Raw genomic sequence first — 25,583 nt, forward strand, 5'->3', positions numbered from 1 at the left:
GCTTGATACTTGATATTCGCTAATCTGCAACACTTTCCGCCAGGTTTCTTCCCTGCTTTATCCGGTCGGCCATCCCAATTCCATCGCGAATATTGCCACCCAAGAACAAGCCCGGAAAATCAGCTTCCAAATCCGCAATTGCTTGCAGACGCCCGGCTGATTCGATTCCGTACTGCGGAATAGCGTGCTGATAACGATTAATAACCAACAAATCAGGTTGCCATTTTGTTAGCCCCAGCATACTTTTTAGCTCTCTTTCCACTATGGATTTGATTTCATCGTCCGGCAGATCAACCATTTCCGGTTTCCGAACACCGCCTAAAAAAGTAGACAACAGCGCTCCACCTTCCGGGGCCCGGCTTTTTAGAAAGGAAGAAAGAAACAAAACACCCAGAATGTCGCGGTTTTCGTGAAAAGGAATTAAGCCGCCAAAAGCCTTGATTGGCATACCTTCCCATTTTTTAAACCCAACCGAAACCTGCACAACGCGGGCATATTTCATCGCTTCTATTTTCGCCAGGTCGGCCGCAGGAAAAAACGGAAACAACTGGCGCAAGGCATATCCGCCAACCGTTGAAATAACCTGATCGAACTCCGAAATTGTGCCGGCATCATCAGCAATTTGGTATTTCTCCCCGGAATATTCAACCTTTAAGTTCGTTTGATTCAGATGAAAGCGTTCGCTGCCAATCTGCTCGCTTAAGGCATTAACCAAAGATTTTAATCCTCCCCTAAGTGAGAAAACCTCTTTGGTCGCTTTCTTATCCCAAGCAGTTTTGGGCTCTTTGCCTTTTTTGATGGCCCCCCCAATAAAACTACCATAGTTTTGCTCAAGACTGTAAAGTTTCGGCAAAGCATATTTTACGATCAACTTTTTCGGATCGCCTGAGTAAACCCCCAGAATAAAGGGATCGATGGCGTACTTCAGAAAACTCTTTCCCATTCTGCGCAATACCAAATCGGCCAGCGATTCGTCAGGATTTGTTCCCGGCTTGCGAAACGGCTCGCCCAAGATCCGGAACTTGTCGTACCACGAAAACAAGGGGGTGGTAATTCCACCCCACAATCCGGATGGCAGGGCATGCCAGCGATCGTCTTTCCAAATCCAGCGATACTTGGCATCTTCGTCAGCAATTTCAAGCTGGCAAGCTTCTCCCAGCTCTTCAATTAAAGCAGCTGCCTCGGGTTGCCCAAGTACACCGGTGCTGGGGCCATTTTCATACAGAAAGCCATCTTCCTCCCGGGTTTCAATGACGCCGCCAATCCGGCCGGCTTTTTCAAAGACCTGAACATCGATCCCTTTCTTTCGAAGGTAATAAGCGGTTGTCAAGCCACTCAATCCGGCACCAATAACAGCTACTTTTTTATTCATTTTAAACTGATTTTGAAAATTTCTGGATAGCTCCTTCCAGGCGAATATCGAACACGGCTGCGATGTTGCGCAGCACGAATCGTCCCAAATCAGTGATGACAATTTCGTCGGTTGTGTATGATAGAAGCTCGTCTTTCACAAATTCATCGAGCTTGCTTTCCTCAAAATTCAGCAGCTTCTTCAGTGCATCCACTTCCATAGTAAACTGCCCGGCAACCTGTCTCCACGACAAATACTGGTTGCACATAATTTCGTTGATAATCTGCCGGATGATTTTGTCCGTGTCAGAAAGCGAAAAGCCTTTCACCACTTTAATTTCACCCCGTTCAATCGTATCAATATATTCTTTGACCGTGCGGGCATTTTGCGCGTAGACATCTTCCAACTGGCTGATGCCTGTTACCCCAAAAGCATACACTTGCCCCGTGGTTTCGCGGGTACAATAACCTTGGAAGTTCCGGTGAAGCGAGCGATTTTTCAGTGCTACGGCCATATCATCTTCGGGTTTGGCATAATGATCCAATCCGATGGGAACATAGCCTGCACCGGTCATTTTCGCCCAAGCTACTTCAAACATTTTCACTTTGTCTTCCGCTTCGGGCAAACCCAATTTTTCCAGTTTCTTTTGAGCTTTTTTCACCCACGGAACATGCGCATATGAAAAGGTAACCAGCCGATCGGGATTGATCGCAACGGCTTTGTCCATCGTTGTAGCAAACGACTCCACCGTTTGGTATGGCAAACCATAAATAAAGTCGAGATTTACCGAAACGCCTGGATGCCTGCGAATCATAGCCACCAGCTCTTCGATAGGAATGACGGGTACTTCGCGGTGAACAGCATTCAGCACTTTGGGCTGAAAATCCTGAACCCCCAGGCTGATGCGATTAAAGCCAAAGGAAACCAAAGCATCAATATACGCTTGGTCCAGATGTGCAGGATTACACTCAACAGCAATCTCGGGACGCTCTATAAACTTGTAATTTGACGTGAAGATTTCCATGATCTCGCCTATGTATTGAGCAGGCAAAACATTGGGCGTACCACCGCCCCAATGGATTTGCGAGATTTTGCGATTTTTGTCTATTAACTCGCCCACCTTGTGAATCTCCTTTTTCAAGGCAGCCACATAGTTTTTCATGATGTCCTGATCCTTGGTAATATGCGTATTACAACCACAATACAAACACAACTGTGTACAAAACGGGATATGCAGGTAAATGGAAATATTCTCGGGCTGCTTGTCGTTCGAAGCTTCTACAGCCGCCAAATAATCGTTCGTTGTGAAATCGTCGCCAAAAAAGTTGGCGGGTGGGTAACTCGTATACCGGGGAACCGGGACATTATACTTATCAATCAGCGCTAAAGGTATTCTCATGAGTTTTGAATTGTTTGTTATCAGATAATTTGTCAGCCCGTTCATCCAGCCACTATCCATCATGCCATTTGTCTCGCATAAACAATTCTTGGGCTGATCCGAGATCGTGCAAATTATTCTATGCGAAAATAATAGAACTCGGGGGAAAACAAGCTTCCAAATGTCAGTTTTAAAGATTCAACACATCCACAATTCCCCCACGCGAGGGAATATTTCGTTACTAAAGAAATCATTGAATAGCCGCTGGCTCTTTCATAGCAAGGCAAAACACAGGAACGTTGGCTATCTTTATTCGATTGTTATGAAAAATAAAAAACGAAATAAATTTCCAGAAAGCTTCCAATGCTTGCTCTCTGTTTTGATTGCGCAACTACAATGCGCTTTAAGAAATAACTTGCTGTTGACGTAATTCCTGACATCGCTCATCGACTGATTGACTGATAATGGTTATTTTGGCGGGAACAAAAAAAATCGATATGGATAAAATGTTGTTAACACTTCTCGCGGTAATAATGGCGCTTAGCGGATTTGCGCAAAAAAACGAAAGCAAGGGGAAAGTTGAAGTTTACGAGCAAGGAAAAGGCTATTACTACGAGTCGATTTTGAAAGATGTAAAGGCTGTCAATGAACAGCTGGAAGAAGAAAAGCCATTTATCCGGTTCAACATGGACCAGTCGGACGTAGATCTTCCTAATGATCCTTCGCTTTACGAAACGGTTTGGTGCCACAAAACCGAGTCGCAGGGCAACGCCGGCACTTGCTGGTCGTTTTCAACCACTTCATTCTACGAATCGGAGGTTTACCGCCAAACCGGCAAGCAGGTGGAATTGTCTGAAATTTATACCGTTTACTGGGAATATGTTGAAAAGGCCCGCCGATTCATTGAAAAACGTGGCGACTCCAACTTCGACGAGGGCTCGGAAGGCAATGCCGTTGCCCGCATGATGAACCGCTACGGCATTGTGCCGGAAGAAATGTATACGGGCTTGTTGCACGGTCGCCAGTTTCACACCCATGCCAAAATGATGGAAGAAATGCGCGGGTTCCTGCAGTCGATGAAAGCAAACAATGCCTGGAATGTAGATTACGGTCTGGAGACCATTAAAGCCATTATGAATCATCACATTGGAGAGCCTCCGGTCGAATTTACAGTTGAAGGAAAAAGATATACACCCAAAAGCTACATGACCGATTACCTGAAACTGGACCCCAACGATTTTGTCGAGATTTTATCATACAAGCAAGAACCTTACTGGCAACAAGTGGAATACAAAGTTCCGGACAACTGGTGGCACAGCGATGAGTATTATAACGTTCCGCTTGATGTGTTTATGGATGCGCTGAAAAACGCCATCAAGAGGGGCTACAGCATGAGCATCGGCGGCGATGTATCGGAGACAGGATTTAGCCGCGAAACCAATTGCGCCCTGATTCCGGACTATGATATTCCTTCTGAGTTTATTAACGAAGATGCCCGCCAATTCCGTTTCTCAAACGAAACAACCACCGACGATCACGGCATGCACCTGATTGGAATTTTGGAGAACTACAAAGGAACTGGCGACGACTGGTATCTGATTAAAGACTCCAGCTCCGGCTCGCGAAATGTTGGGACCGACGATCCGAAGTTTGGATATTACTTCTTTCACGAAGATTACATCAAATTGAAAATGATGGGCTTTACCATCCACAAAGAAGCGGTGAACGCCATCCTGAAAAAGTTTAACTAGTTGCAGGGATAGAAACTTGCCCACAGATTTTGCACGCTTCGATTCGAAATCAGCCTAAATAACCAAGGATTCCGATCTGCGATTATTTAGGCTGAGTTGTTCGCAATGTTCAGGGGCAAAATTTCCTATGGCAGGATCGGCATCCAATCCTGCCGACCTAGAATCATCGAGCTGAAATTCATATCCCCCGCTCAAACTCATTAGCCCAATAATCTCTTCACCAAGCTCTGCAAGTCCATTTCTGGTACCACGAGTGTCCAACATATAAGCTTCCAGCAAAAAATAGGAAAATCCGGTTTGTCCGACGGCCATCGTCGATAAAAAGAAGTAAGCCAAATGCAGGATTACCGGGCGGGTGAATTTCATCTCGATTTTTTGTACCACAAAGCATACGACAAATTCATGGTCAGCAGGTGGCTGCGATATGCCTGTCCCAATTCTTCTTCGTAGCCATCGACGTCGCCCATTACCTGATCCTTAAGTCCGAGGCAATAACTCAGCGAGCACTGTAACCGGCCAAGCTCCCATCCTAGCCCGATGTTCCAGTCCAGCTCAAGTTCTTCGCGAATGTAATTGTAATTGAGCAACCATGCCGCATCAATTCCCGGCGCTACAAAAAGCTGCCTCCAAACAAAATATTTTAATCGCAAAGGCACGATCAGGTAATGTTGCTGGAAAGGTATCCAAGAGCGGACCATACCATCGAATGGTTCTGCTTCAGCCGTGGGGCCATAACCATAGGGACTATAACCGCCACTAGTTGGTGGGTACCATGATAATGTATTGGAGTATTTCTGATGATTTTCTTTGTATCGATACCCCACGCCCACCGATACTGCGAACTTTTCAACCACCGGACTTGCGATATACAAACCGCCCCCGGCCATAAAACCCTGTTTAAGTGATGGTAATTCCGAACTGATTTCAGCTGGGAAAAATAAGCCACCTTCGGTGTATAGTCCAACTTGAAATGGCGATTGCCCAAAAGAGGCGGTGACTAGCAAGAAAAGCAAGCTGGAAGCAAAGATCCGTTTCATTTAGATTTTTTTCAGGTCAACGTTCCATTTTAAGACACTAAACAAAAATATATTATTCCTCTTAAAAATATTCAATTGAAAATGAAATTCACTGGCACAATAGCAATTCAGAATCATTCTACTGAATTTATCAAAACAACGCAAAGGATCAGGCGCTGGCCTGCCTGCTTCGCTCAATCGGTCAGTATAAGGGTTTAGCGACAATGAAACTCTGTGAATCCATCTGTGGTTAAGACTGGATTCCGGATACTCTGATTTCGGTAATCGACCTTTGAACAATTGCGTGATTATAAAACACGCCACCTGAAACAATCACTTTGGATTTTAGCCGCCAACTGGCGGATGGAATTTGGAATTTTGAACAGGTCGGCCAGAACGCTGACAGGGACCAGAAATTTCATTCCGGCTCCAAACGGCAACTACCCAGTTTTTCTTACCTTTGAAAGCATTTTAAAATCGCATAAAATGACAATGCTATTCTGGATTATTCTTGGTATTCTGATATTGGATTTCGTAGTTGAACGGGTACTCGATTACTTAAACACCACCCGCTGGAGCACCCAGCTACCGGACGAAGTAAAAGGCATTTACGACGAAGACAAATACCGCACCCAACAAGCTTATTCAAAAACCAACCACCGCTTTGGCATGCTAACCAGCTCGTTCAGCTTTGTGCTGATTGTACTGATGCTTTTTCTCGAAGGGTTCGCCCTCGTCAATCAATGGGCTCTTTCAGTATCCGCCAGCCCGGTGTGGTCGGCCTTAATCTTCTTTGGTATTTTGCTGTTGGCCTCCGATCTGCTCACCACGCCATTCGACTTATACAGCACCTTTGTGATTGAAGAAAAATATGGCTTCAACAAAACCACGCCCAAAACCTACCTGCTCGACAAGCTGAAAGGCTGGCTGCTTGGCGCGCTGATTGGCGGAGGGTTGCTGGCGCTCATCCTATTCATCTACCTTAAAACGGGAGCATGGTTCTGGCTTTATGTATGGCTTGTGGTCAGCGGCTTTTCTATTTTCATGGCCATGTTCTACTCGTCGCTCATCGTGCCGCTGTTTAACAAGCAAACGTCTTTGGAAGAAGGTGAACTGAAACAGGCCATTCAGGATTTTGCCAACCGGGTGGGCTTCAAGCTCGACAACATTTATGTGATCGACGGCAGCAAACGTTCCACCAAAGCCAATGCCTATTTCTCCGGACTGGGCCCGAAAAAGCGCATTGTGCTTTACGACACGCTGATCAACGACATGGAAATCCCGGAACTGGTGGCCGTGCTGGCACACGAAATCGGGCACTACAAGAAGAAGCACGTCCTTTGGAGCTTGCTCCTCGGCATCATTCAAACCGGGCTGATGCTTTACATTTTCTCTTTGCTGATCGATAGTCCGGCCCTTTCGGCAGCCCTGGGCGTCAGCGAACCCAGCTTCCATATCGGACTAATTGCTTTTGGCATTTTGTACTCGCCCCTGTCATCAATGATTGGCATCGGCATGAATCTTTTTTCGCGTAAAAATGAGTACGAAGCTGACGCTTTTGCCGCACAAAACTACGATGGGGAACCACTGGCCTCGGCCCTGAAAAAACTCTCTGTGAAAAACCTCAGTAACCTACGCCCTCACCCGGCCTATGTGTTTGTGCACTATTCGCATCCACCGCTGCTGCAACGCCTGGAGGCGATGAGAAGATGAGAAAGTGGGATGGGGAGATTTAAAAAAGGTAATAACCATTCAATGATAAAACTATGGAACGAATCAAAACGCATCGAGAACTAACGGTTTATAGGAAATTAGATGAGGAATACGATAATATTATTGGAATGCTGGTGAACATGTAACGATCTCCCGAAAAATGGAGCATCTTAGAGTGCGAGAGAAGATGGGATAGAGAGATGGGGAGCGAATGATCTCGCGTTTTCACTCTCCCCACTCATAAATTCAAAACTATCAAATTCAATACTTTAAATAATGAAGGCAGAAATCATAACCATAGGCGACGAAATATTGATTGGTCAAATCGTTGACACCAATTCGGCATGGATGGGCGAACAGCTGAACCTGCACGGGATCGAAGTTTTTCAAATCACCTCGGTACACGACCAGCACGATCATATTATGGCAGCGCTGGCAAACGCTGAAAAACATGCCGATCTGGTGCTCGTCACGGGTGGACTGGGACCAACCAAGGACGACATTACCAAAAAAGTGCTGTGCGATTACTTTAACTGCGAATTGGTATTGAATGAACAGGTGCTGACCAATGTGACCGAGCGGCTGACCAAGCGCAACGTGAGCATGAACCAACTCAACAAAGACCAGGCGCTGGTTCCTTCCAAATGCACGGTTTTAAATAACTCAACCGGAACAGCCCCGGGCATGTGGTTCGAAAAGAGCGACACCCTGTTTGTTTCCATGCCGGGCGTGCCATTTGAAATGAAAAGCATCATGAGCGAAGAAGTGCTGCCCCGCCTGGCAAAAAACGGCAAGGCCAAATCGATTTTCCACCAGACGGTGCTGGTTTACGGCATCCCCGAATCCATGCTGGCCGAGAAAATTGAAGCCTGGGAAACCGCCCTACCCGATTTTATTAAGCTGGCTTACTTGCCGAGCCAGCTGATGATCCGACTGCGCCTGAGCGCGTACGGCAACCAGATGGAAAGCTTGCAACAGGAAGTCGCCCGGCAGATTGATCAACTCAAACTGTTGATTCCGGAGCATATTTTTGGGTACAACAGCGATTCTCTGGCGGGCGTAACCGGCCATTTGCTGGTTAAAGCCGGAGCCACGCTGGGCATTGCCGAAAGTTGCACCGGCGGCATGATTGCGCATATGTTTACTACCAATTCCGGAAGTTCAGCCTACCTGAAAGGCGGTATTGTGGCCTATTCAAACGAAGTAAAAGTGGGCATACTGGGCGTGAAATCCGAAACACTTGAAGCCCACGGGGCCGTTAGCAAGGAAGTGGCCCTGGAAATGGCGCAAGGCGTTCAGCAATCACTGAACACCGATTACGCGGTGGCTACAACCGGCATTGCCGGGCCGGATGGAGGAACTGCCGAAAAACCTGTCGGCACGGTTTGGATCGCCGTGATCAGTAAACAGAACATCAAACTGGAACGTTATACTTTTGCACATAACCGCGAACGTAATATTTTGCGATCCTCACAAGCGGCCATTAACCTGCTGCGCCAATTATTGTTGATCGAAAATCCGCATTTGGCATGATTCTTTCATAACTTAGAGGAATAAAAAAATTAACAAAAAAAATGGGCCTGATGATAAGTAAATCGGACCATTTGCCTGTATAAGAAAAAGACATTAATAAATTATAAAAGTCTGATCCAATGAAAAAACTATTGATTATCATAGCAGCAATCCTGGTCCTTTTAATCGCTGCAATTGTTGTTTTGCCTGTTGTTTTTAAAGGCCCACTGTTGAACAAGGTGAAAACAGCCATCAACAATAATGTGAATGCTAAAGTCGAGTTCACTGATTTCAACCTTAACCTGTGGAGAAGTTTTCCCAATGTGATGATGGAATTGGAAGGCCTGACTGTCGTTGGTATCGGAGAATTTGAAAGCGATACGCTGGTCTCCATGCAGTCACTTGCCACCGACATTTCGCTGAGCGATTTATTTAAAGGCGAAGATTTTACCATCCAAAGCTTGCGTTTAAACCAAGCGCAAGTGAATCTGCTTTCGAACCAATCGGGGCAGGTGAACTGGGACATTGCGAAGGAAAGTGCTGAAACGGAATCGGATGAGCCGGGCGAAAGCATGTCCATTTCGCTTCAGGATATTGAAGTGCGGGATTTGAGCCTGATATACAAGGATGCAGCTACAGCTACAGTTGTGGCTTTGCTACACTCGAACCTTGATGCCAACGGACGGATGGACGGAACCATTACCCATTTTGATTTGGATGCGGAAATTGGTGAATTCAAAGTGGAGTACGATTCAACCCAATACATTTCCAACACGATACTGAGGGTAAAAAGCCAACTGATGGCCGACTACGATAAAATGAATTTTGAGTTTGGCGAATCGACTTTGCATCTGAATGAACTGCCCCTTGATTTGAGCGGCCGTTTTGAAATGCCCTCCGACAGCATGTATTTCGACTTGCAATTTAAGCAGCCTGAAAGCGATTTTGAAACCTTGCTGGCCATGGTGCCACAAAGCTATCAATCGTATCTAAAAGACATTGAAACGACCGGAGAAGCTGGTTTTGAAGGAAATGTGAAAGGCTGGTTCTACGAAGAAACCTATCCGGAAATCAATGCGCGGATCTACGTTAAGAATGCCACCCTGCAATACGCCGGCTCGCCTGAGAAAGTGGAGCAAATTTCGTTGGATGGACAGATTACCAAACCCCAGGGCAATTTTGATTTGTTGACGGTGGATGTATCCAATGCCCATATTCAAATTCGCGAAAACCCAGTGGATGCGCGCCTGACACTCACCCACCCGATGAGCGATCCGCAGTTCGATGCCTATTTCAATGGTAAAATCGATTTTACAGGCCTGGCTGATGTCATTCCGATGGACAGCATTGAACTACAGGGTTTCATGGAAGGAAACCTGTCCGTGAAAGGCAGAATGTCGGCCATCGAAAAGGAAGATTACGAAAAGATTGCCTCGTCCGGTGCATTCGACTTCCGTGATTTCAAGATTAAAACGCCCCAAATCACCCAAGCTGTTGAGATAAAATCAGGCACCGTAAAAGTCGACAATACGGCCATCACGCTGACTTCGTTTGATGGAAAAGCCGGGCAGAGCGACTTTCAGCTAAAAGGGAAACTATCGAATTATCTGCCCTACTTCTTGATGGATAAAACCTTAAACGGCGATTTTACATTGAACTCAAACTATGTAAATTTTAATGAACTCGCCAACCTGATGGCCGAAGACACCGTGGCAACAACGGCTACAGACAGTGTGATCGCGTTTCAGGTGCCAGCGAACCTGAACCTGGCGTTCAATTCCAAAATCAACCGGGCTAGCTTCGACAAAATGGAGATTAACAACATTGTTGGTTCCATCGTCGTGAAAGACCGCATGCTCGAACTGAAGCAATTGAACATGAATATGTTGCAAGGAAAACTTACGGTGGATGGCTCCTACAAAAGTAATGATGCCAACCAGCCGCTTTTCGATTTTGATATCGACCTGAGTACGGTTCAAATTCCGGCCTTTTATCGTTCGTTTGGATTGGTGCAGCAGTACCTTCCGATTGCGGCACGCAGCCAGGGCGAAATATCGACCAAGCTAAAATTCAACGGGCAACTCAACGAGAAACTCGATATTATTCCATCGAGCCTTGATGGAAGCGGTCTGTTCAATACCCAAAATCTTCAAATTGTTGATTCGCCAACCTTTGATCAAATCAGAAATTTCATCAAAAAAGAAAAATTAAAAAATGTCCGGGTGGACGATTTTACAGCCCACTTTAGTCTGGATAACGGCAATGTTGATATGAGACCGTTCCAGACCAAGATTGCTGATCAGGAAGTTTCAATCTATGGAAAGCTTTCAGTAGCCCAAATTCTGGATCTAAAAATGGACTTCAAAGTGAACCGCGAAGATATCAGTGATGATATCAACAGCGCCCTTGGATTTTTACCCGGAACAAAAAACATCACCATCATTCCAGTTACCGTTGGCATTTCCGGCAATTTGAAAGATCCGAAAGTGTCGATGGATATGAGCGAGGCTAAAAAGCAAATTCAGGATGAGATAAAGAAATCGACGAAAGAGGAGCTGGATAAATCGATAAAAAACGTTGGCGACAAGCTGAAAAAGCTATTTAACTAAGCAACTCGGACAACATTCAAATACCTAAATCACAAGTTACGCATGAAGAACTCGATTTTACTGCTGACCATGGCGGCAATGATGGCCTGCGGCCAAACGAAAGAAAAGCAAAAAGAAGAAACAGCGGAAGCCCAAACCTCAGGCAATCCAATTTCAGAAGAATGGTATGCTGATCCGGAAGTAGCCATTTTGGACGGAAAATACTGGATTTTCCCCACCCACTCGGCCAAATACGAGAATCAGGTGTTCCTGGATGCCTTTTCGTCGGATGACCTGGTCCACTGGACCAAACACAAACGCGTGATTGACACCACCATTGTCAAATGGGTGAACAAAGCCATGTGGGCACCATCAATTATTGAGAAAGATGGAAACTACTACGTTTTCTTTGCCGGCAACGACATTCAGAACGAAAGCGGGCCGATGTATGATGCCAGTCTGGGAGACAAGAACAAACAGGGAGGCATTGGCGTGTGTGTGGCAAAAAAGCCTGAAGGCCCCTATGTTGATTTACTCGGACGCCCGCTAATTCAGGATTTTTACAACGGGGCACAGCCCATCGACCAGTATGTGTTTAAAGCATTGGATGGCAAGTATTACATTGTTTATGGGGGCTGGGGACATTGCAACATTGGACAAATCAGCGATGATTTCACCCACCTGATTCCGTTTGAAGATGGCCAGATGGTGAAAGAAATTACGCCCGAAGGCTATGTGGAAGGCCCGACTTTTTTCATCCGCGACGGAAAGTATTATTTCATGTGGTCGGAAGGCGGCTGGGGCAATTCAACCTACAAAGTAGCCTATGCCATTGCCGATAGTCCGTTTGGCCCATTTGAGCGCCTGGCAACCGTTTTGGAACAGGATCCGGACATTGCTACCGGTGCTGGTCATCATTCGGTGATGAATATCCCGGGAACGGACGACTGGTATATCATCTACCATCGCCGGCCGATTCCAAACAAAGACCGAGACCATCGCGTGGTATGTATTGATCGCATGTATTTCAATGAAGATGGAACCATTAAACCTGTGAAAATGACTTTCGAAGGCGTTGAAAAACGCAGCTTGCCAAAATAGAAACGACTTTCGACCAAAGGATTTTAGCTTGGAGTTAACAACCAATAGGTTAAAATCCTTTATTTGTTCTTTCCTTTTTTTCTTCCACAATCATTCAATTTTATTCTTTTTAAGCTCCCTTTTTAGCTAGATTTGCACCGCAATTAAAAAGCAATCACATGGACGAAGGCCCGAGTCGTAAGAAAAATGAATTATTAACCTCGCTGTAGGGGCCCAAAGCCTCCTGCAGAGAATGAAAGGAGGCAAAATCATGCTTAAAATTTTCAAGAGCTTTGGTGGTTACGTTGAAACCCCAAAAGCCGCAGCAGGCTGCTGGATCAATGTGGTTCAGCCGACACAAGACGAAATCGACCGTTTGCAAACCGAATTCGTTGTTCCCGCAGACATTATTCAGGACATTCTGGACGTAGACGAACGCCCGCGTTACGAAGTGGACGATGACTGGTCACTCATTATTTTGCGCATACCGGTGGAAAGCCCAAGCAATGGCGTTCCTTATTACACAGTGCCTCTTGGCATTTTTCGAGTCAGTAACATCACAATCACCATATGCTCTACGATCAACGAGGTTTTGCCTTTCGAAAAGCCGGCACTTTACCGCGGTCAAAACCAACTAATCCATGATGAACTAAACTTCACCATCAAATTGTTTCTAAAATCGGGTAGTACTTACCTGAGCTACCTGAAACAAATCAATCAGCAAACAGCACGCATTGAAGAAGAGCTGGAAAAATCGATCCGAAATAAAGAGCTCAACAAGCTGCTGAAGATGGAAAAATGCCTGGTATTTTTTATTACTTCGCTGAAAGCCAATGAAATTGTTCTGGCTAAAATTCGTAATGCCTTTAAAAAGAGTATGACCGAACTGAATGAGGATCTGCTGGAAGATGCCATCATTGAAAATAAGCAAGCTTTGGAAATGTCTCAAATCTATTCCGATATCCAAAGTGGCATGATGGATGCCTTTGCCTCGGTCATTTCCAACAACCTGAACGTCGTGATGAAGCAACTGGCTTCCATTTCCATCATTCTGATGATCCCGACCTTGATTGCCAGCTTATATGGGATGAATGTTCCAAACAACCTGGAAGAAAAAAGCTGGGCTTTCTTCGCCATCGTTATTTTCTCAGCCTTGATGTCGGTAACGGGAATCATTATCTTCCGGAAGAAAGACCTATTCTAGCTCAGTGAACTTACAAGAAAAATGTCCGGGTCGGGATCAATGGGTTGTCCCGGCCCGGACAGTTTCTTCCAACTACAACGATCCCCGCATAATCAACCTGCTTGGAAGCGTTTCAAAGATCTTTTGCTTGCTTTCAACGAAGTGGGCCACTTGCTTCCCCATTGCTTCAAAATCGACCGAAATCACAGTAATTCCGCTCCCCACAATCTCCTTCATCGGCGAATCATTGTAGGAGATAATTCCAACATCTTCGCCAGGCTTCAGGCCTTTCTTTTTGCATTGCTTAATGATGTGCACCAAATCTTCGTCTTTGATGACCAGGTAGGCCTGTCCTTTTCCAATGTTTTTGTTTTTAATTTTTGAAACAAGTTCGTATTTAAATTGATGCTGCTCACAGAACCGTTTAAAGACTTCTACAGTAATTTTTGGATGTGGCGTAGACTCCGGAAACACTAAATTAAACTCCTCGTACTTGGCAATCTGCTCGCTTCCTTCCTCCAGACAGCGATAAAATGCCTGCTTAAAATCCTGGACAATGTAGGCAATATCGGGACTGTCAGGTCTGCCCATATCGAGAATCAACAGCTTGTTGGAATCGATTTTCGTCAGCACCGGCTCCAGGCGCTCGTTGTGAATATTCATCACCACATACATGCTGTAGCGTCCCAGACTATTCAATATCAACTGCTCAAAAACAGCCGTATTGTAATGGTGAAAAAGTAAATCAACCGAATAATTCTCAGGCAAAGCATTTCGAAAACTTCCATAGAGTTGCTCCTTAAACGCGCTAAAATCGTCGAGCAACATCATCACTTTAAACGATTCGTTGCTTACAAAATACCCTTTGGTTGGGGTTGAAGCGATGACACTGCGCTGCTTGAGTGTCGTGTAGGCTTTAAAAATCGTATCGCGCGACAAGCCACTGTTTCGGCTCAACTTATTCACCGATGGCAAAAAATCGCCTTCCTTCAACGTTCCGTTGCTGATGGCTTCATTGATGGCATGAATCAACTGCTGCAACTTGGTTTGAGAAGACGATTCGTCCAGTTTAAAAGTAAATTCCATAGTCTTTATAATTTAAGCCTCCAACTTTTTTTCAACCATCATCTGCTTCAACAAAGACCTATGCCAGATGAATTTTCAAGGTCCGGTATCCATAAATGGCAATGACCACAAAGCAAACAAAGGGCAAAATAAACGAAAAATTAACAGCAGGCAGCCAGCCAATTGTTCCCTGATCGATGATTAAACCTTGTAATGGTGGCATTAATGCGCCACCAACAATTGCCATAACCAATCCGGCCGCACCCAGCGTGGCATCTTCGCCAAGCCCTTCGAGCGCTATGCCATAAATGGTTGGAAACATCAGCGACATAAACGCAGAAGTAGCCACCAGCAAGTACAATCCGGGCATTCCTTCGATCAAAATCACCCCCGTGGTGGTCAGCATGCCCCCTGCTGCAAACAATGTCAGCATAAAACGAGCGTTTAGATACTTCATCAAAAAAGTGCTCACAAAACGGCTTGCTATAAAAATGGCCATCGCCACGATATTGTAACCTTGAGCTTCGGCTTTCGGGATCCCTAGATTATCGGCATACTGGATAATAAAGGTCCAACACATAATTTGTGCGCCAACGTAGAATACCTGCGCGATAACACCTTCGCGGTATTTCACATTGCGAATCAACCGCTTAAAAATGTCTTTGGCATGGATCGTATGATCGGCTTTTGCCCGCTTTGGCATTTTGGAAACGCTAATAATCACCAGCATCAGGATCACAAAAAATCCGAGAATGACGTATGGGTTTCTGATAATCTGCAAATCATTCGTACGGATTACAGCCTTTTCGGCCGCACTCAGCGTTTCAAAAATCAAGTTTCCTGAGGCGTCCCGTTTATCCGATTCAAGGGCTGATAAAATTAGCTGTGACGCGATAAACATACCCAGTATTGATCCCATGGGATTAAATGACTGCGCCAGGTTCAACCGTTGCGTAGCTGTCTTTTCGGAGCCCATCGACAGAATATATGGATTCGCTGTTGTTTCGAGAAAAGCAAGGCCAAATGTTAAAATGTACAGGGAAACCAGGAAAAATCCGAAAACCTCGAACTGGGCTGCCGGAAAAAACAATAAGGCACCGGTGGCATACAAAGCCAGTCCGATGATAATTCCCACTTTATAACTGTAGCGCTTGATGATTAAAGCCGCAGGAATTGCCATCGTCGCATAGCCTCCGTAAAATGCAAACTGCACCATCGCCGCTTTGGCGTTGGAAATTTCCATCACGGTTTTGAAAGCCGCAACCATGGGGTTGGTAATATCATTGGCAAATCCCCACAAGGCAAAAAGGCTGGTAATTAAAATGAAAGGAAAAAGGTATTCCCTGGGTACGATTTTGTCTTTTGTTTTCACGTTTTTAAGTTTAGGAAAGTTTACTATCTATGTTCTAAATTCGATTTTATCTGCCTAATGGAAACTCCTAAAAGCTTTTCGGCTATGGAATTCAAGCTTTTCTCGTCTCCCTCAAAATGGTAGGTTTGCTGAAAATGCATTTTCACTTCGCCTGCCTTTAAGGCGGCGGCCGACGAAGATGATTCCAACTCGTAAAATGGTCCCAACTGACCACCATCAGCCAAAGGGCCGTCGTTGTATGCGTTGATGGCATCGCCCCTGAATGGTTCATCCTGAAATTCAACCCACGAAGAATTGACAAAATCAGTCGAGGTGGAATCCAGCGAACAGATCAGGATCGTCAGGCATTTGTTTTTATCATCGTAACTTCCCAGGGTTGGCAATGCCCGCTCTGGCGACACCCCAATCTTGCTGCGAAACTTGCCATCGGCCTTGAAATAGATCACTCCATCATCCACTTTGAGCCGGTCGGACGGAACCTTGCCAAAATAATCATCGGTAACCACGAGCCCTTCGCCCTCCTTTTTGAAAGGGACAACAATGGTCACCTCCGGTGATGGCTGATACATGGAAAGCATCCAGATTGACGGCATACCCGTTTCTTTGATCCAGTCACTGGCACCGGCATTTTTAAGCTGATTCAAGGATTCGTAAGCCACCACCCGGACGGATTCATCCATCTTGATGGGAAGATATTCTTCAATCTCAATCGGGTCGATGATGCTAACGCGTCGGGTCGCTTCGATATGAAAGTTAGTTCCCGAATAGTTTTTCAGGCGAAAAGCTTTCTGAAAAGTGGCCGTTTCCTGGCTGGCTTCAATCACGTCCCAGGGCAAGGTGTCAATCGCTTCGGGAACACGCCAGTTTTGCATTTCCATGGGTTTTCCCTTTTCAAAATAAAAAGAAAACTGCCCACCTTCGGGACCGATCCAAAAGCGCTCTTCACCACCAAACGGGTTGAATGTTTCAGACAATTGGCTTGTGCCCAGTAATTCGTGATTGATCCATCCAAATGAAAATCCTTTAGCACCTGAGGTCGAACTAGTCATCACCCGTCCTTGCAGTTCGGGAACAAGCACCACACGCGATGCCCCGGCAACCAGTTCAATGGTTGAGTAATATTTTTGAAGTCTTTCTAAATCATAGCCGTACTGGCCTTTTTCTAGTGTCATCGATTCATTTTTATTCTTATCGGTAGCAGCGCACGCTGCTACCGATAAAACAATTAGGAGGCTGATTAATGTTTTGATATGAAGTTGATTCATACGCATTCAATCGTCCAAAATAGTCCAAATTTTACAATTTGCCATACAGCGGGCCATAGTTTTCACAGGCACGATAGTCGGCACCTTCTTTATTGGTTCCAAAAGAAGCCCAGGCACTCGGACGGAAAATCTTGTTTTCATCGACATTATGCATGGATACAGGAATTCGTAAAATCGATGCCAGAGTAATCAGGTCAGCGCCAATATGACCGTAGGAAATGGCTCCATGGTTAGCCCCCCAATTGGCCATCACACTGTAAACATCTTTAAAGGCTCCGCAATCATTCAAGCGTGGAACAAACCAGGTTGTTGGCCAGGTTGGATTGGTACGCACATCCAGTGTCCGGTGGATATCATCCGGCAATTCAACGGTCCAGCCTTCAGCAATTTGCAACACAGGCCCCAGCCCTTTCACCAAATTGATTCGCGACATGGTTACCGGCATTTTGCCAGCGGTTTTAAATTGTGACGAATAACCGCCACCACGGAAATAACCTAAGTCGGCCGGACACCAACGTGTGTTGTCCAAACAAGCTTGTGCTTCATCTCCCGAAATTTCCCAGTAGGGTTTCATTACTGCGTTTCCATCGGAATCTTTTTGTTGTGCCGTGGCATCCAATGTTGTCGAGCCAGAATTAATTAGGTGAATGACACCACCACGAGCTAATCCTGTAAGTTCTTTCCCGGTCACACGCTTCACGGCCTCCGGACTCCAGAACGTTCGAACATCCGAAAATATCTGGGCGGTATTGGTCAGCAAGTGACCAAACAACATCGGAACGGCATTCAAGCTGTCGTTTTCAGTCGCAAAAACAAAGGCTTCGCGCAGACCATTCCAGTCGAACGAAGAATTCAGGATCGCTTCTGTAAAATCAGCATTCGGATAATAATCGGTCCACTGACGTTGTCCCTGAAAACCTCCGGCAATAGCATTGCGGCCACGTGACTCTTCTCCAAAACCCTTCTCTGCCAACTTTGGATTACCAATCATCAAATCGCGACAAATCAAGGTCATTTTCACCACCGTTTCCCACTCCCAGTCTTTACGTTTTCGGTCTTTTTGTTTATCCAGAGCATTGGGATCATCACCTTCCTGACAATTCGCTTTTGCCCAGCCCAAAGCTTTTTCATACTCTTCGTGGTCATAAATGCCTTCTTCCATCCGACGAATCAGTTCAATCGATTCAACAAACTCGGTGCGCATGCCGAGATAATCCTGAAAAAAGTTGGCATCCACCATCGAGCCTGCAATTCCCATCGACGTGTAGCCAATGGAAAGATAGGATTTGCCTTTGATTTGAGCCGAGGCCAAAGCGGCTTTCGCAAAACGTAGAATCTTTTCGCGCACATCATCTGGAATGGAAGTATCTCCGGCATCCTGCACATCGCGACCATAAATACCAAAAGCTGGTAAGCCCTTTTGGGTGTATCCGGCAAGAGCAGCGGCCAGGTAAACGGCACCCGGACGTTCAGTTCCGTTGAATCCCCAGACTGCTTTCGGCATTAACGGATCGCTATCCATCACCTCCGTTCCGTAACACCAACAAGGTGTTACCGTTAGCGAAACGCCCACTCCTTCACGTTGAAATTTGTCGGCACAATGGGCCGCGTCAGCCACTCCGCCAATTGTAGTGTCAGCAATAACGCATTCCACTTTCTCGCCCGACGGAAATCGCAGATTTTCTTCAATTAGCCTGGCTGCTGCCTGGGCCAAATTCATGGTTTGAACTTCCAGTGATTCGCGAACACCGCGCTCGCGACCATCAATAACTGGACGAATTCCAACTTTGGGCAAGCGCCCGATTAATCGGTTTTTCATAATTTTATCGTGTTAATTTTTGAATGATTGTATTGTCCTGTACTGTGCTGCAAAAATAACAAGATTTTGATATAAAAAGGATGTTGCAGAGCATGCTATAAAAAGTTAGATTTGTACAAATCTCAATCAAAACGTATGCGTTTATTCAAACTGGAGCTCCACTGGCAAATCTTGATTGCACTTATTCTGTCTATTATTTACGGTATTCTATTCCCCACAAGCTATACGTTCGATCAAGACTCACTGAACGAATTGACCAAGAAGAATCTCCCGGTTCAGGTGATTGAAAAGCTTGAACCACTTCAAGGCGGACAGTACGACACCATGAAGGATTTTCAGTCGCAACTTCGCCGGGTGTTGACAGTAGACGAATACGAGTCCTATCGGTCCGCCATCCGAAAATCCAGCTACAGCAATCCCGAGGTGAACGCCATAAGCTGGATGGGTGATCTGTTCCTTCGATCGTTAAAAATGCTAATAATCCCATTGATATTAAGCTCCTTAATCTCTGGAATTACCAATATTGGTACGGGTAAGAATCTTGGGCGGCTGGGGCTAAAAACGATGGGTTATTACTTGCTGACGTCGATGCTGGCTATCGTCACCGGCTTGCTTTTTGTCAACTTGTTTAAACCAGGGCTTGGAGCTGATTTGAACTTTCAAGAAGAAGTGGAAGGATTGGTAGAGAAGCAGCGCTCGTTTCGGGAAATACTGATTGAAATTGTACCAGAGAATATCTTTCAGGCTTTGACCGACAGCGATATGCTTTCCATCATCTTTTTTGCTGTACTGTTTGGCTTTTTCATTACCAAAATTGATTTCATAAACCGGGAAGTCCTCAAAAAGGCGTTCAATGCCATATTCGATGTCATGATGAAGATTACCATGTTCATCATCCGGTTTACGCCGCTTGGCATTTTTGGGATTGTTGCCAAGGTAATCGCCGACCAGGATGATTTAACCGGGCTGATGTCGCGAATGGGAATCTACATGTCAACCGTGATTTTAGCATTGGGCGTTCACTTCTTCATCACACTTCCGCTATTGCTGAAATTTGTAGGAAAATTAAACCCGCGAAAGCATTTCAAGAATATGACCACTCCCCTGCTCACTGCCTTTTCAACTTCATCATCAGGTGCCACGCTGCCATTGACCATTGAAGCGGTCGAATCAAAGTCAGGCGTTTCGAATAAAATAAGCAGTTTTACGCTGCCACTCGGGGCAACGATCAATATGGATGGCACCGCGCTTTACGAATGTGTTGCGGCAATTTTCATCGCACAAGCCTATGGACACGATCTAAGCATCATTCAGCAAGCCATTATTGTCGCAACGGCTCTATTAGCCTCCATTGGTGCAGCGGCAATTCCAATGGCTGGGTTGGTGATGATTACGGTCATATTAACCGCCGTCGGACTTCCTTTGGAAGGAATTGGCTTGATATTGGCTGTTGACAGGATTTTGGACATGTTTCGCACCGCAACTAACGTTTGGAGCGATAGCTGTGGCGCTGTTTTAATTGCAAAAAGTGAAGGAGAGTCGCTGCAAGTTTAACCTTTTTGGTAGTACTCATTCAATGAAATGGTTTTCTTTGAATGACATACCGGGCAATTTTCACTCTTATCAGCCATATTAAACTTGGCACTGCAATCATTGCAACGATACCAGTTCTCATCGAATTGGAAATTCCCGCCACGAATTAGCAAATCCTTACCTTCAACCATAGAGCGCGCCACTTTATTACGGGCAGCTTCATATATCCGGGTCAATGTCGGACGAGATACCTCCATGCATACGGCAGCTTCCTCTTGTGTCAGGTTGTCGTAATCCAGCAACTTGATGGCCTCATACTCCTCAAAAAAGAGAACCACTTGCTCGGCTCTGTTCTTCGGTCCAAACACGGAAAAACCTTTTACTGAAGGTGGCGCCAACAGGCGTCTTTGTCTTTTTTTACGAGGCATTTAACTTTGATTTATTTTATTCAACAAATAATGATCAGCAATAACCAAGGCTGCCATTGCTTCAACAATGGGAACAGCGCGTGGTAACACACAGGGATCGTGACGCCCTTTCGGGTTAATCGTCACTTCATTTTCTTCTTTATCGACGGTTTGCTGCTCTTTCAGCAATGTCGCAATGGGCTTGAATGCCACATTGAAATAAATGTCTTCACCATTAGAAATTCCACCTTGAATTCCTCCGGAGTTATTTGTTTTTGTTCGGATACCACTGCCTGACTTGATGAACACATCGTTGTGTTCCGAACCACTCAGCCGGGTTCCTTCAAAGCCTGATCCATACTCAAACCCCTTTACAGCATTGATCCCCAACATAGCATGTCCCAAATCGGCATGCAATTTATTAAACACGGGCTCACCTAATCCTACCGGCACGCCTTGAATAACCCCTTGGACGATGCCACCAACCGTATCATGGTTTTTTCCTGCTACTTCGATTCTGGCAATCATTTTTTCAGCGGTCTCCGCGTCGGGACAACGAACAATATTGCCATCGGTCAGACTCAGATCCAATTCCTTGTAGCTTTTCCCAAGTTCAACTTCACCCACCCGCTGAACGAATGCGTGAACGCTGACACCAAATTGCTTCAGCATCAACTTGGCGATTGAGCCGGCAACAACGCGGGCAATGGTCTCCCGGGCCGAAGAACGACCACCTCCGCGATGGTCCCGACTTCCGTACTTCTTCAGGTAGGTATAGTCGGCATGCGACGGACGAAACACATCTTTCAGATTGTTGTAATCGTTCGAATGTTGATCTTTATTCCTGATTAGAAAACCAATCGGAGTTCCCTGGGTTTTCCCTTCAAAAATACCGGACAAAAATTCAACCTGATCGGATTCTTGTCGCTGGGTTGTGATTTTTGATTGGCCGGGTTTACGCCGATCCAACTCGTTTTGAACGAAATCAAGATCGATTTCGACACCTGCCGGGCAGCCGTCAATAATTCCTCCAATTCCAACACCGTGTGATTCTCCAAAAGAGGTTAACCTGAAAATTTGTCCAAAGCTATTCATGCGTATCGACTAAAAATTTATTGCTTCTGATTGCTCAAAAGCAACAATGAGCATTCCTTTACTGATCCTTAACAGCCACAGCCACAACCGCCAGCGCTGGCGCCTTCGGTGGCACACGATTCATCTTCGCAACCGCAGCCGCCATCGTTGCAACTACCACCGCTTCCACAACCACAGCCTCCTTGAACCGTTGCCGCAATCTCTTCGTCGGTTGCTTCACGGACTTCCAGCACTTTACCCTTAAAGAACAAATCTTCGCCAGCCAGCGGATGGTTAAAATCCATTTTTACTATTTCGTCGGTAATTTCAAGCACCAATCCATTCATACGTTGCCCACTGGCACTCATCATCGGAACGGTATTGCCCACTTTTATGATTTCATCATCAAATTTTCCTTCTACCAAAAAAAGGTGTTTTGGAAGATCTACGATGGCGTTTTCGTCGATTTGCCCGTATGCTTCGTCGCATGAAAGATTTATATTGAAGTCATTGCCTTGTTCCAGCCCTTCCAGAAGCGCTTCAAATTTTGGCATCATCAAGCCAGCACCATAAACAAAGTTTAGTGGTTTCTCAGCCGTTGCCTGTTCTATCAATTCTCCGTTTGCTCCTTCGATTCTCAAATCGTAAGTCAAAGAAACCATTTTGTTTTTAGTAATTGCCATTTTAAACTATTTAGATTGATTTTGAATAATAATCTGCAAAGAAATAAAAAACATCGATATAATAAAAAGCACACCAATGCTTAAAATATCACATTTAATGATAACATCATAAAATTCTGTTGGTTTAATATAAAACAGTCAAAATTCATCTTTTAACAATTTTATGCCAACTGATTCAATCCGAATTTCCTTTTTTCAAATAGATTTCCGTTTTCAAAAACATTTGCAGCACATTTCTGGTTTGAGTGAATTAATTCAATAGTTAAATACCATGAGACGTTACGCATTTTTTATTTCTATAATCAGCCTTTTACATTCATTTCACTCAGTCGCACAAAAAACAGATGCCAATGTTTTTGGCGATGTGCAATCAGCCGGAGAACACATTCCTTTCGTCAACATTTATCTTGATGGCACCAACTATGGAACAGTGACCGATGAAACCGGACACTATTTGTTGGTGAACCTACCTGTTGGGGAGCATACGCTTGTAGCCAAGATGATTGGATACAAGCCCGTCAGAAAATCTGTCAATCTGGTCAAGGGACAAAGTATCGAGTTGAACTTTGAGCTCGAAAAGCAGAGCCTGGCCGTGGACGAAGTGGTGGTTACCGGAACAAAAACCTTCAAGCGCAGAACAGAGTCAGCCGTGATTGTGAACGTGATCGACTCAAAAATATTTGATTACGTGCAAGCCAATACGATTTCTGAAGGACTGAGTTTTCAATCGGGCATACGAATGGAAACTGATTGCCAGACCTGCAACTATACCCAGTTGCGCATGAATGGACTGGGTGGCGCTTATTCGCAGATTTTAATTAACAGCCGACCTATTTTCAGCCCATTGACCGGCCTGTACGGACTGGAGCAGATTCCCACCGAAATGGTTGAACGGATTGAGGTGGTGCGTGGTGGTGCCTCGGCCTTGTACGGCTCAAGTGCCATTGGAGGGACGGTGAACGTGATCACCAAGTTCCCGTCGCGAAATGCGTACAATCTATCGATTAGCAATGCGATTATTAACGGGCAGGCCAACGACAATCATATTAATGGGAACATAACGCTGTTGAGCACGCAGCGCAACGCCGGGGCAACGATTTTTGTTTCGCGGAGAGACCGTCAATCGTACGATCACAACGATGATGGCTACTCCGAAATGCCCGCATTGCAGAACAATTCATTTGGTTTTAACTCCTATTTCAGGCTCAGCCAAAACCAGAAGCTGGAAGTGAATATGGCCAGTCTGCATGAGTACCGCCGGGGTGGAAACCTGAACGATGAACCCGCCTACCTGGCCGATCAGTCGGAAGAACGGACGCATGATATTTTGATGGGTGGCACAGACTACACGCTTGATTTTGAAAATAACCGAACGACTTTTGCTGCCTTTTTTGCCGGACAATACACCAAGCGCAAACACTACACCGGCATATTGCCCGACGACGAAGCAGCTCTGGCTGCCCATTACGCACTGCCTCCTTATGGCAACACCAAGAACAATACGTTCATGGGCGGCGTTCAGCTTAACCACACGATATACGATTTTCTGGGAGGACTCAATGTGATTACCACTGGCTTGGAATACAACTACGATGATGTGATGGATGAGATTGAAACTTACGATTATTTGTTAGATCAAACGTCGAAAAACACTGGTTTTTACTTGCAAAGCGATTGGTCTGTCAGTTCGAAATTGACCTTACTGACCGGCGTGCGGGCCGATCAGCACAACTATGTCGACCGGCTTATTTTAAATCCGCGTTTATCCGCCCTGTACAAATTCAACCAGGAAACCCAGTTCCGCATGTCCTGGTCAACCGGATTTCGTGCGCCCCAGGCGTTTGACACCGATATGCACATTGCTTTTTCAGGTGGCGGCATTCAACAGGTGCAACTGGCCGACGACTTGGACGAAGAACGTTCGCAAAGTCTGAGCAGCTCGCTCAACTGGGATCGTGCCACCGAAACACACATTTATGGGTTTACCATCGAAGGTTTTTACACCGTTCTCAACGATGCTTTTATTCTGGAAGAGCTGGATAACACCCCCGAAGGAAATTCAATTCTTGAAAAACGAAATGGCGGAAATTCGGAGGTGTTTGGAGGCACTTTTGAGGCACGTGCCAACTTCAATCAGCAACTCCAGTTCGAAGCGGGGCTGACCCTTCAAAAAAGCCAATACGAAAATGCGGTAGCCTGGTCAACCGAAATTGACGGAACAAAAGATTTTCTGCGCACACCCAACTCCTACGGCTATTATACGATTACATTCACGCCTGAAAGTCCCTTTATGGCCACCTTGTCAGGTTTGTACACCGGCAAGATGCTCATTCCGCACTACGGACTGCCCGGTGATGCAGGCACGCCCGAACAAGATATTCTGTTTAAATCGGATCCGTTTTGGGAAACCAATCTGAAACTGTCCTACGACTTCAATTTACCACACCTGGATTCGAAACTGCAATTTTTTGGTGGCGTGAGCAACATCTTCAACCAGTACCAGGACGATTTCGACAAGGGGAAATATCGCGACAGCAACTATGTTTATGGCCCGTCGAAACCACGAACCATCTACTTTGGACTGAAGTTGTTTAATTAGCCTGGTCGAAACGTTTCGACCAGTGACGGTAAATAATTGACGTTTGACATTGAATAATTTGATGCTTACGGCAATTAAGCATTAAGAATAATATCATGTCCTATTTTGTAGGTTTAATGCAATAAAGTAGCTATATTTATCTCATTATGAGATATGTATCACTAAAAAAGGAAGAGATAGAAGCACTCGAGAAG

Annotated in this window: 19 protein-coding genes; 8 read left to right on the top strand and 11 right to left on the bottom strand. The window is 45.4% G+C overall.

The genetic code is table 11. From position 1 onward, the window contains the following. Positions 1-19: 19 nt before the first annotated feature. Both hemG and hemN read right to left on the bottom strand, forming a co-directional pair. Positions 20-1,372: a protoporphyrinogen oxidase gene (gene hemG / locus AAC033_RS02810; RefSeq protein WP_339735156.1), complete on the bottom strand. Its 1,353-nt coding sequence runs from the start codon at positions 1,370-1,372 to the stop codon at positions 20-22. A 1-nt stretch (position 1,373) separates the two neighbouring features. Further along, positions 1,374-2,750, bottom strand: a complete 1,377-nt coding sequence (hemN, locus tag AAC033_RS02815; RefSeq protein ID WP_339735158.1) for an oxygen-independent coproporphyrinogen III oxidase — start codon at positions 2,748-2,750, stop codon at positions 1,374-1,376. A 476-nt stretch (positions 2,751-3,226) separates the two neighbouring features. Between hemN and AAC033_RS02820 the strand changes: the two genes are divergently transcribed. Further along, entirely contained in the window at positions 3,227-4,480 is a 1,254-nt protein-coding gene (locus AAC033_RS02820; RefSeq protein ID WP_339735161.1) for a C1 family peptidase, read from the top strand. Positions 4,481-4,534: 54 nt separating this feature from the next. Here AAC033_RS02820 and AAC033_RS02825 read toward each other — a convergent pair whose 3' ends face one another. Beyond that, positions 4,535-4,846, bottom strand: a complete 312-nt coding sequence (locus AAC033_RS02825; RefSeq protein WP_339735163.1) for a hypothetical protein — start codon at positions 4,844-4,846, stop codon at positions 4,535-4,537. Next, positions 4,843-5,517 carry a hypothetical protein gene (locus AAC033_RS02830; RefSeq protein ID WP_339735165.1) on the bottom strand — a complete coding sequence of 225 codons (675 nt, stop codon included), beginning with the start codon at positions 5,515-5,517 and terminating at the stop codon, positions 4,843-4,845. Before AAC033_RS02830 ends, AAC033_RS02825 begins: the two co-directional genes overlap by 4 nt. Positions 5,518-5,982: 465 nt before the next feature. Between AAC033_RS02830 and AAC033_RS02835 the strand changes: the two genes are divergently transcribed. The 5 genes from AAC033_RS02835 to AAC033_RS02855 all read left to right on the top strand — a co-directional run bounded on the left by AAC033_RS02835 (position 5,983) and on the right by AAC033_RS02855 (position 13,593). Then, positions 5,983-7,209, top strand: a complete 1,227-nt coding sequence (locus AAC033_RS02835) for a M48 family metallopeptidase (protein ID WP_339735167.1) — start codon at positions 5,983-5,985, stop codon at positions 7,207-7,209. 276 nt (positions 7,210-7,485) lie between these two features. Then, positions 7,486-8,742, top strand: a complete 1,257-nt coding sequence (locus tag AAC033_RS02840; protein ID WP_339735169.1) for a competence/damage-inducible protein A — start codon at positions 7,486-7,488, stop codon at positions 8,740-8,742. Positions 8,743-8,861: 119 nt separating this feature from the next. After that, positions 8,862-11,330, top strand: coding sequence for an AsmA-like C-terminal region-containing protein (locus AAC033_RS02845; protein ID WP_339735171.1), 2,469 nt, complete (start codon positions 8,862-8,864; stop codon positions 11,328-11,330). A 42-nt stretch (positions 11,331-11,372) separates the two neighbouring features. After that, on the top strand, positions 11,373-12,410 hold the full coding sequence (locus AAC033_RS02850; protein WP_339735173.1) for a glycoside hydrolase family 43 protein: 1,038 nt from the start codon (positions 11,373-11,375) through the stop codon (positions 12,408-12,410). A gap of 250 nt (positions 12,411-12,660) precedes the next feature. Then, complete coding sequence (locus tag AAC033_RS02855) at positions 12,661-13,593, top strand: magnesium transporter CorA family protein (RefSeq protein ID WP_339735176.1); 933 nt, start codon at positions 12,661-12,663, stop codon at positions 13,591-13,593. A 72-nt stretch (positions 13,594-13,665) separates the two neighbouring features. Here the strand turns inward: AAC033_RS02855 and AAC033_RS02860 are convergent, their stop codons facing one another. From AAC033_RS02860 to AAC033_RS02875, 4 genes are all read right to left on the bottom strand, one after another. Then, positions 13,666-14,658: a GntR family transcriptional regulator gene (locus AAC033_RS02860; RefSeq protein WP_339735178.1), complete on the bottom strand. Its 993-nt coding sequence runs from the start codon at positions 14,656-14,658 to the stop codon at positions 13,666-13,668. 58 nt (positions 14,659-14,716) lie between these two features. Further along, complete coding sequence (gene fucP / locus AAC033_RS02865; RefSeq protein WP_339735181.1) at positions 14,717-16,009, bottom strand: L-fucose:H+ symporter permease; 1,293 nt, start codon at positions 16,007-16,009, stop codon at positions 14,717-14,719. A gap of 23 nt (positions 16,010-16,032) precedes the next feature. Beyond that, the gene (locus AAC033_RS02870) at positions 16,033-17,181 is read right to left on the bottom strand and encodes a DUF6786 family protein (RefSeq protein ID WP_339735183.1); all 1,149 of its coding nucleotides are present in this window, start codon (positions 17,179-17,181) and stop codon (positions 16,033-16,035) included. A gap of 124 nt (positions 17,182-17,305) precedes the next feature. Next, on the bottom strand, positions 17,306-19,093 hold the full coding sequence (locus AAC033_RS02875; RefSeq protein WP_339735185.1) for an L-fucose isomerase: 1,788 nt from the start codon (positions 19,091-19,093) through the stop codon (positions 17,306-17,308). A 135-nt stretch (positions 19,094-19,228) separates the two neighbouring features. On the opposite strand from AAC033_RS02875, the gene AAC033_RS02880 reads away from it, so the two are divergent. Next, positions 19,229-20,647, top strand: a complete 1,419-nt coding sequence (locus tag AAC033_RS02880) for a dicarboxylate/amino acid:cation symporter (RefSeq protein WP_339735187.1) — start codon at positions 19,229-19,231, stop codon at positions 20,645-20,647. Here the strand turns inward: AAC033_RS02880 and AAC033_RS02885 are convergent. The 3 genes from AAC033_RS02885 to AAC033_RS02895 all read right to left on the bottom strand — a co-directional run bounded on the left by AAC033_RS02885 (position 20,644) and on the right by AAC033_RS02895 (position 22,790). Then, entirely contained in the window at positions 20,644-21,054 is a 411-nt protein-coding gene (locus AAC033_RS02885) for a DUF134 domain-containing protein (protein WP_339735189.1), read from the bottom strand. The genes AAC033_RS02880 and AAC033_RS02885 overlap by 4 nt on opposite strands. Then, positions 21,055-22,128, bottom strand: a complete 1,074-nt coding sequence (gene aroC, locus AAC033_RS02890) for a chorismate synthase (RefSeq protein ID WP_339735191.1) — start codon at positions 22,126-22,128, stop codon at positions 21,055-21,057. Positions 22,129-22,196: 68 nt separating this feature from the next. Beyond that, positions 22,197-22,790 (bottom strand): FKBP-type peptidyl-prolyl cis-trans isomerase, encoded by a 594-nt coding sequence (locus AAC033_RS02895; RefSeq protein WP_339735193.1) that lies wholly within the window; start codon positions 22,788-22,790, stop codon positions 22,197-22,199. A gap of 271 nt (positions 22,791-23,061) precedes the next feature. Between AAC033_RS02895 and AAC033_RS02900 the strand changes: the two genes are divergently transcribed. Then, positions 23,062-25,389, top strand: coding sequence for a TonB-dependent receptor (locus tag AAC033_RS02900; RefSeq protein ID WP_339735195.1), 2,328 nt, complete (start codon positions 23,062-23,064; stop codon positions 25,387-25,389). Positions 25,390-25,583: the final 194 nt, after the last annotated feature.

Source organism: uncultured Sunxiuqinia sp. (assembly GCF_963974515.1).
Taxonomy (GTDB): Bacteria; Bacteroidota; Bacteroidia; order Bacteroidales; family Prolixibacteraceae; genus Sunxiuqinia.

What these genes read in the sequence shown, in the direction of transcription:
- AAC033_RS02895 (WP_339735193.1), bottom strand. Translation starts at nt 22,790, where the DNA reads ATGGCAATTACTAAAAACAAAATGGTTTCTTTGACTTACGATTTGAGA.
- AAC033_RS02875 (WP_339735185.1), bottom strand. Translation starts at nt 19,093, where the DNA reads ATGAAAAACCGATTAATCGGGCGCTTGCCCAAAGTTGGAATTCGTCCA.
- AAC033_RS02825 (WP_339735163.1), bottom strand. Translation starts at nt 4,846, where the DNA reads ATGAAATTCACCCGCCCGGTAATCCTGCATTTGGCTTACTTCTTTTTA.
- AAC033_RS02830 (WP_339735165.1), bottom strand. Translation starts at nt 5,517, where the DNA reads ATGAAACGGATCTTTGCTTCCAGCTTGCTTTTCTTGCTAGTCACCGCC.
- AAC033_RS02820 (WP_339735161.1), top strand. Translation starts at nt 3,227, where the DNA reads ATGGATAAAATGTTGTTAACACTTCTCGCGGTAATAATGGCGCTTAGC.
- aroC (WP_339735191.1), bottom strand. Translation starts at nt 22,128, where the DNA reads ATGAATAGCTTTGGACAAATTTTCAGGTTAACCTCTTTTGGAGAATCA.
- AAC033_RS02850 (WP_339735173.1), top strand. Translation starts at nt 11,373, where the DNA reads ATGAAGAACTCGATTTTACTGCTGACCATGGCGGCAATGATGGCCTGC.
- AAC033_RS02900 (WP_339735195.1), top strand. Translation starts at nt 23,062, where the DNA reads ATGAGACGTTACGCATTTTTTATTTCTATAATCAGCCTTTTACATTCA.
- AAC033_RS02855 (WP_339735176.1), top strand. Translation starts at nt 12,661, where the DNA reads ATGCTTAAAATTTTCAAGAGCTTTGGTGGTTACGTTGAAACCCCAAAA.
- AAC033_RS02835 (WP_339735167.1), top strand. Translation starts at nt 5,983, where the DNA reads ATGACAATGCTATTCTGGATTATTCTTGGTATTCTGATATTGGATTTC.
- hemN (WP_339735158.1), bottom strand. Translation starts at nt 2,750, where the DNA reads ATGAGAATACCTTTAGCGCTGATTGATAAGTATAATGTCCCGGTTCCC.
- AAC033_RS02845 (WP_339735171.1), top strand. Translation starts at nt 8,862, where the DNA reads ATGAAAAAACTATTGATTATCATAGCAGCAATCCTGGTCCTTTTAATC.
- AAC033_RS02860 (WP_339735178.1), bottom strand. Translation starts at nt 14,658, where the DNA reads ATGGAATTTACTTTTAAACTGGACGAATCGTCTTCTCAAACCAAGTTG.
- AAC033_RS02840 (WP_339735169.1), top strand. Translation starts at nt 7,486, where the DNA reads ATGAAGGCAGAAATCATAACCATAGGCGACGAAATATTGATTGGTCAA.
- AAC033_RS02880 (WP_339735187.1), top strand. Translation starts at nt 19,229, where the DNA reads ATGCGTTTATTCAAACTGGAGCTCCACTGGCAAATCTTGATTGCACTT.
- AAC033_RS02885 (WP_339735189.1), bottom strand. Translation starts at nt 21,054, where the DNA reads ATGCCTCGTAAAAAAAGACAAAGACGCCTGTTGGCGCCACCTTCAGTA.
- AAC033_RS02870 (WP_339735183.1), bottom strand. Translation starts at nt 17,181, where the DNA reads ATGACACTAGAAAAAGGCCAGTACGGCTATGATTTAGAAAGACTTCAA.
- hemG (WP_339735156.1), bottom strand. Translation starts at nt 1,372, where the DNA reads ATGAATAAAAAAGTAGCTGTTATTGGTGCCGGATTGAGTGGCTTGACA.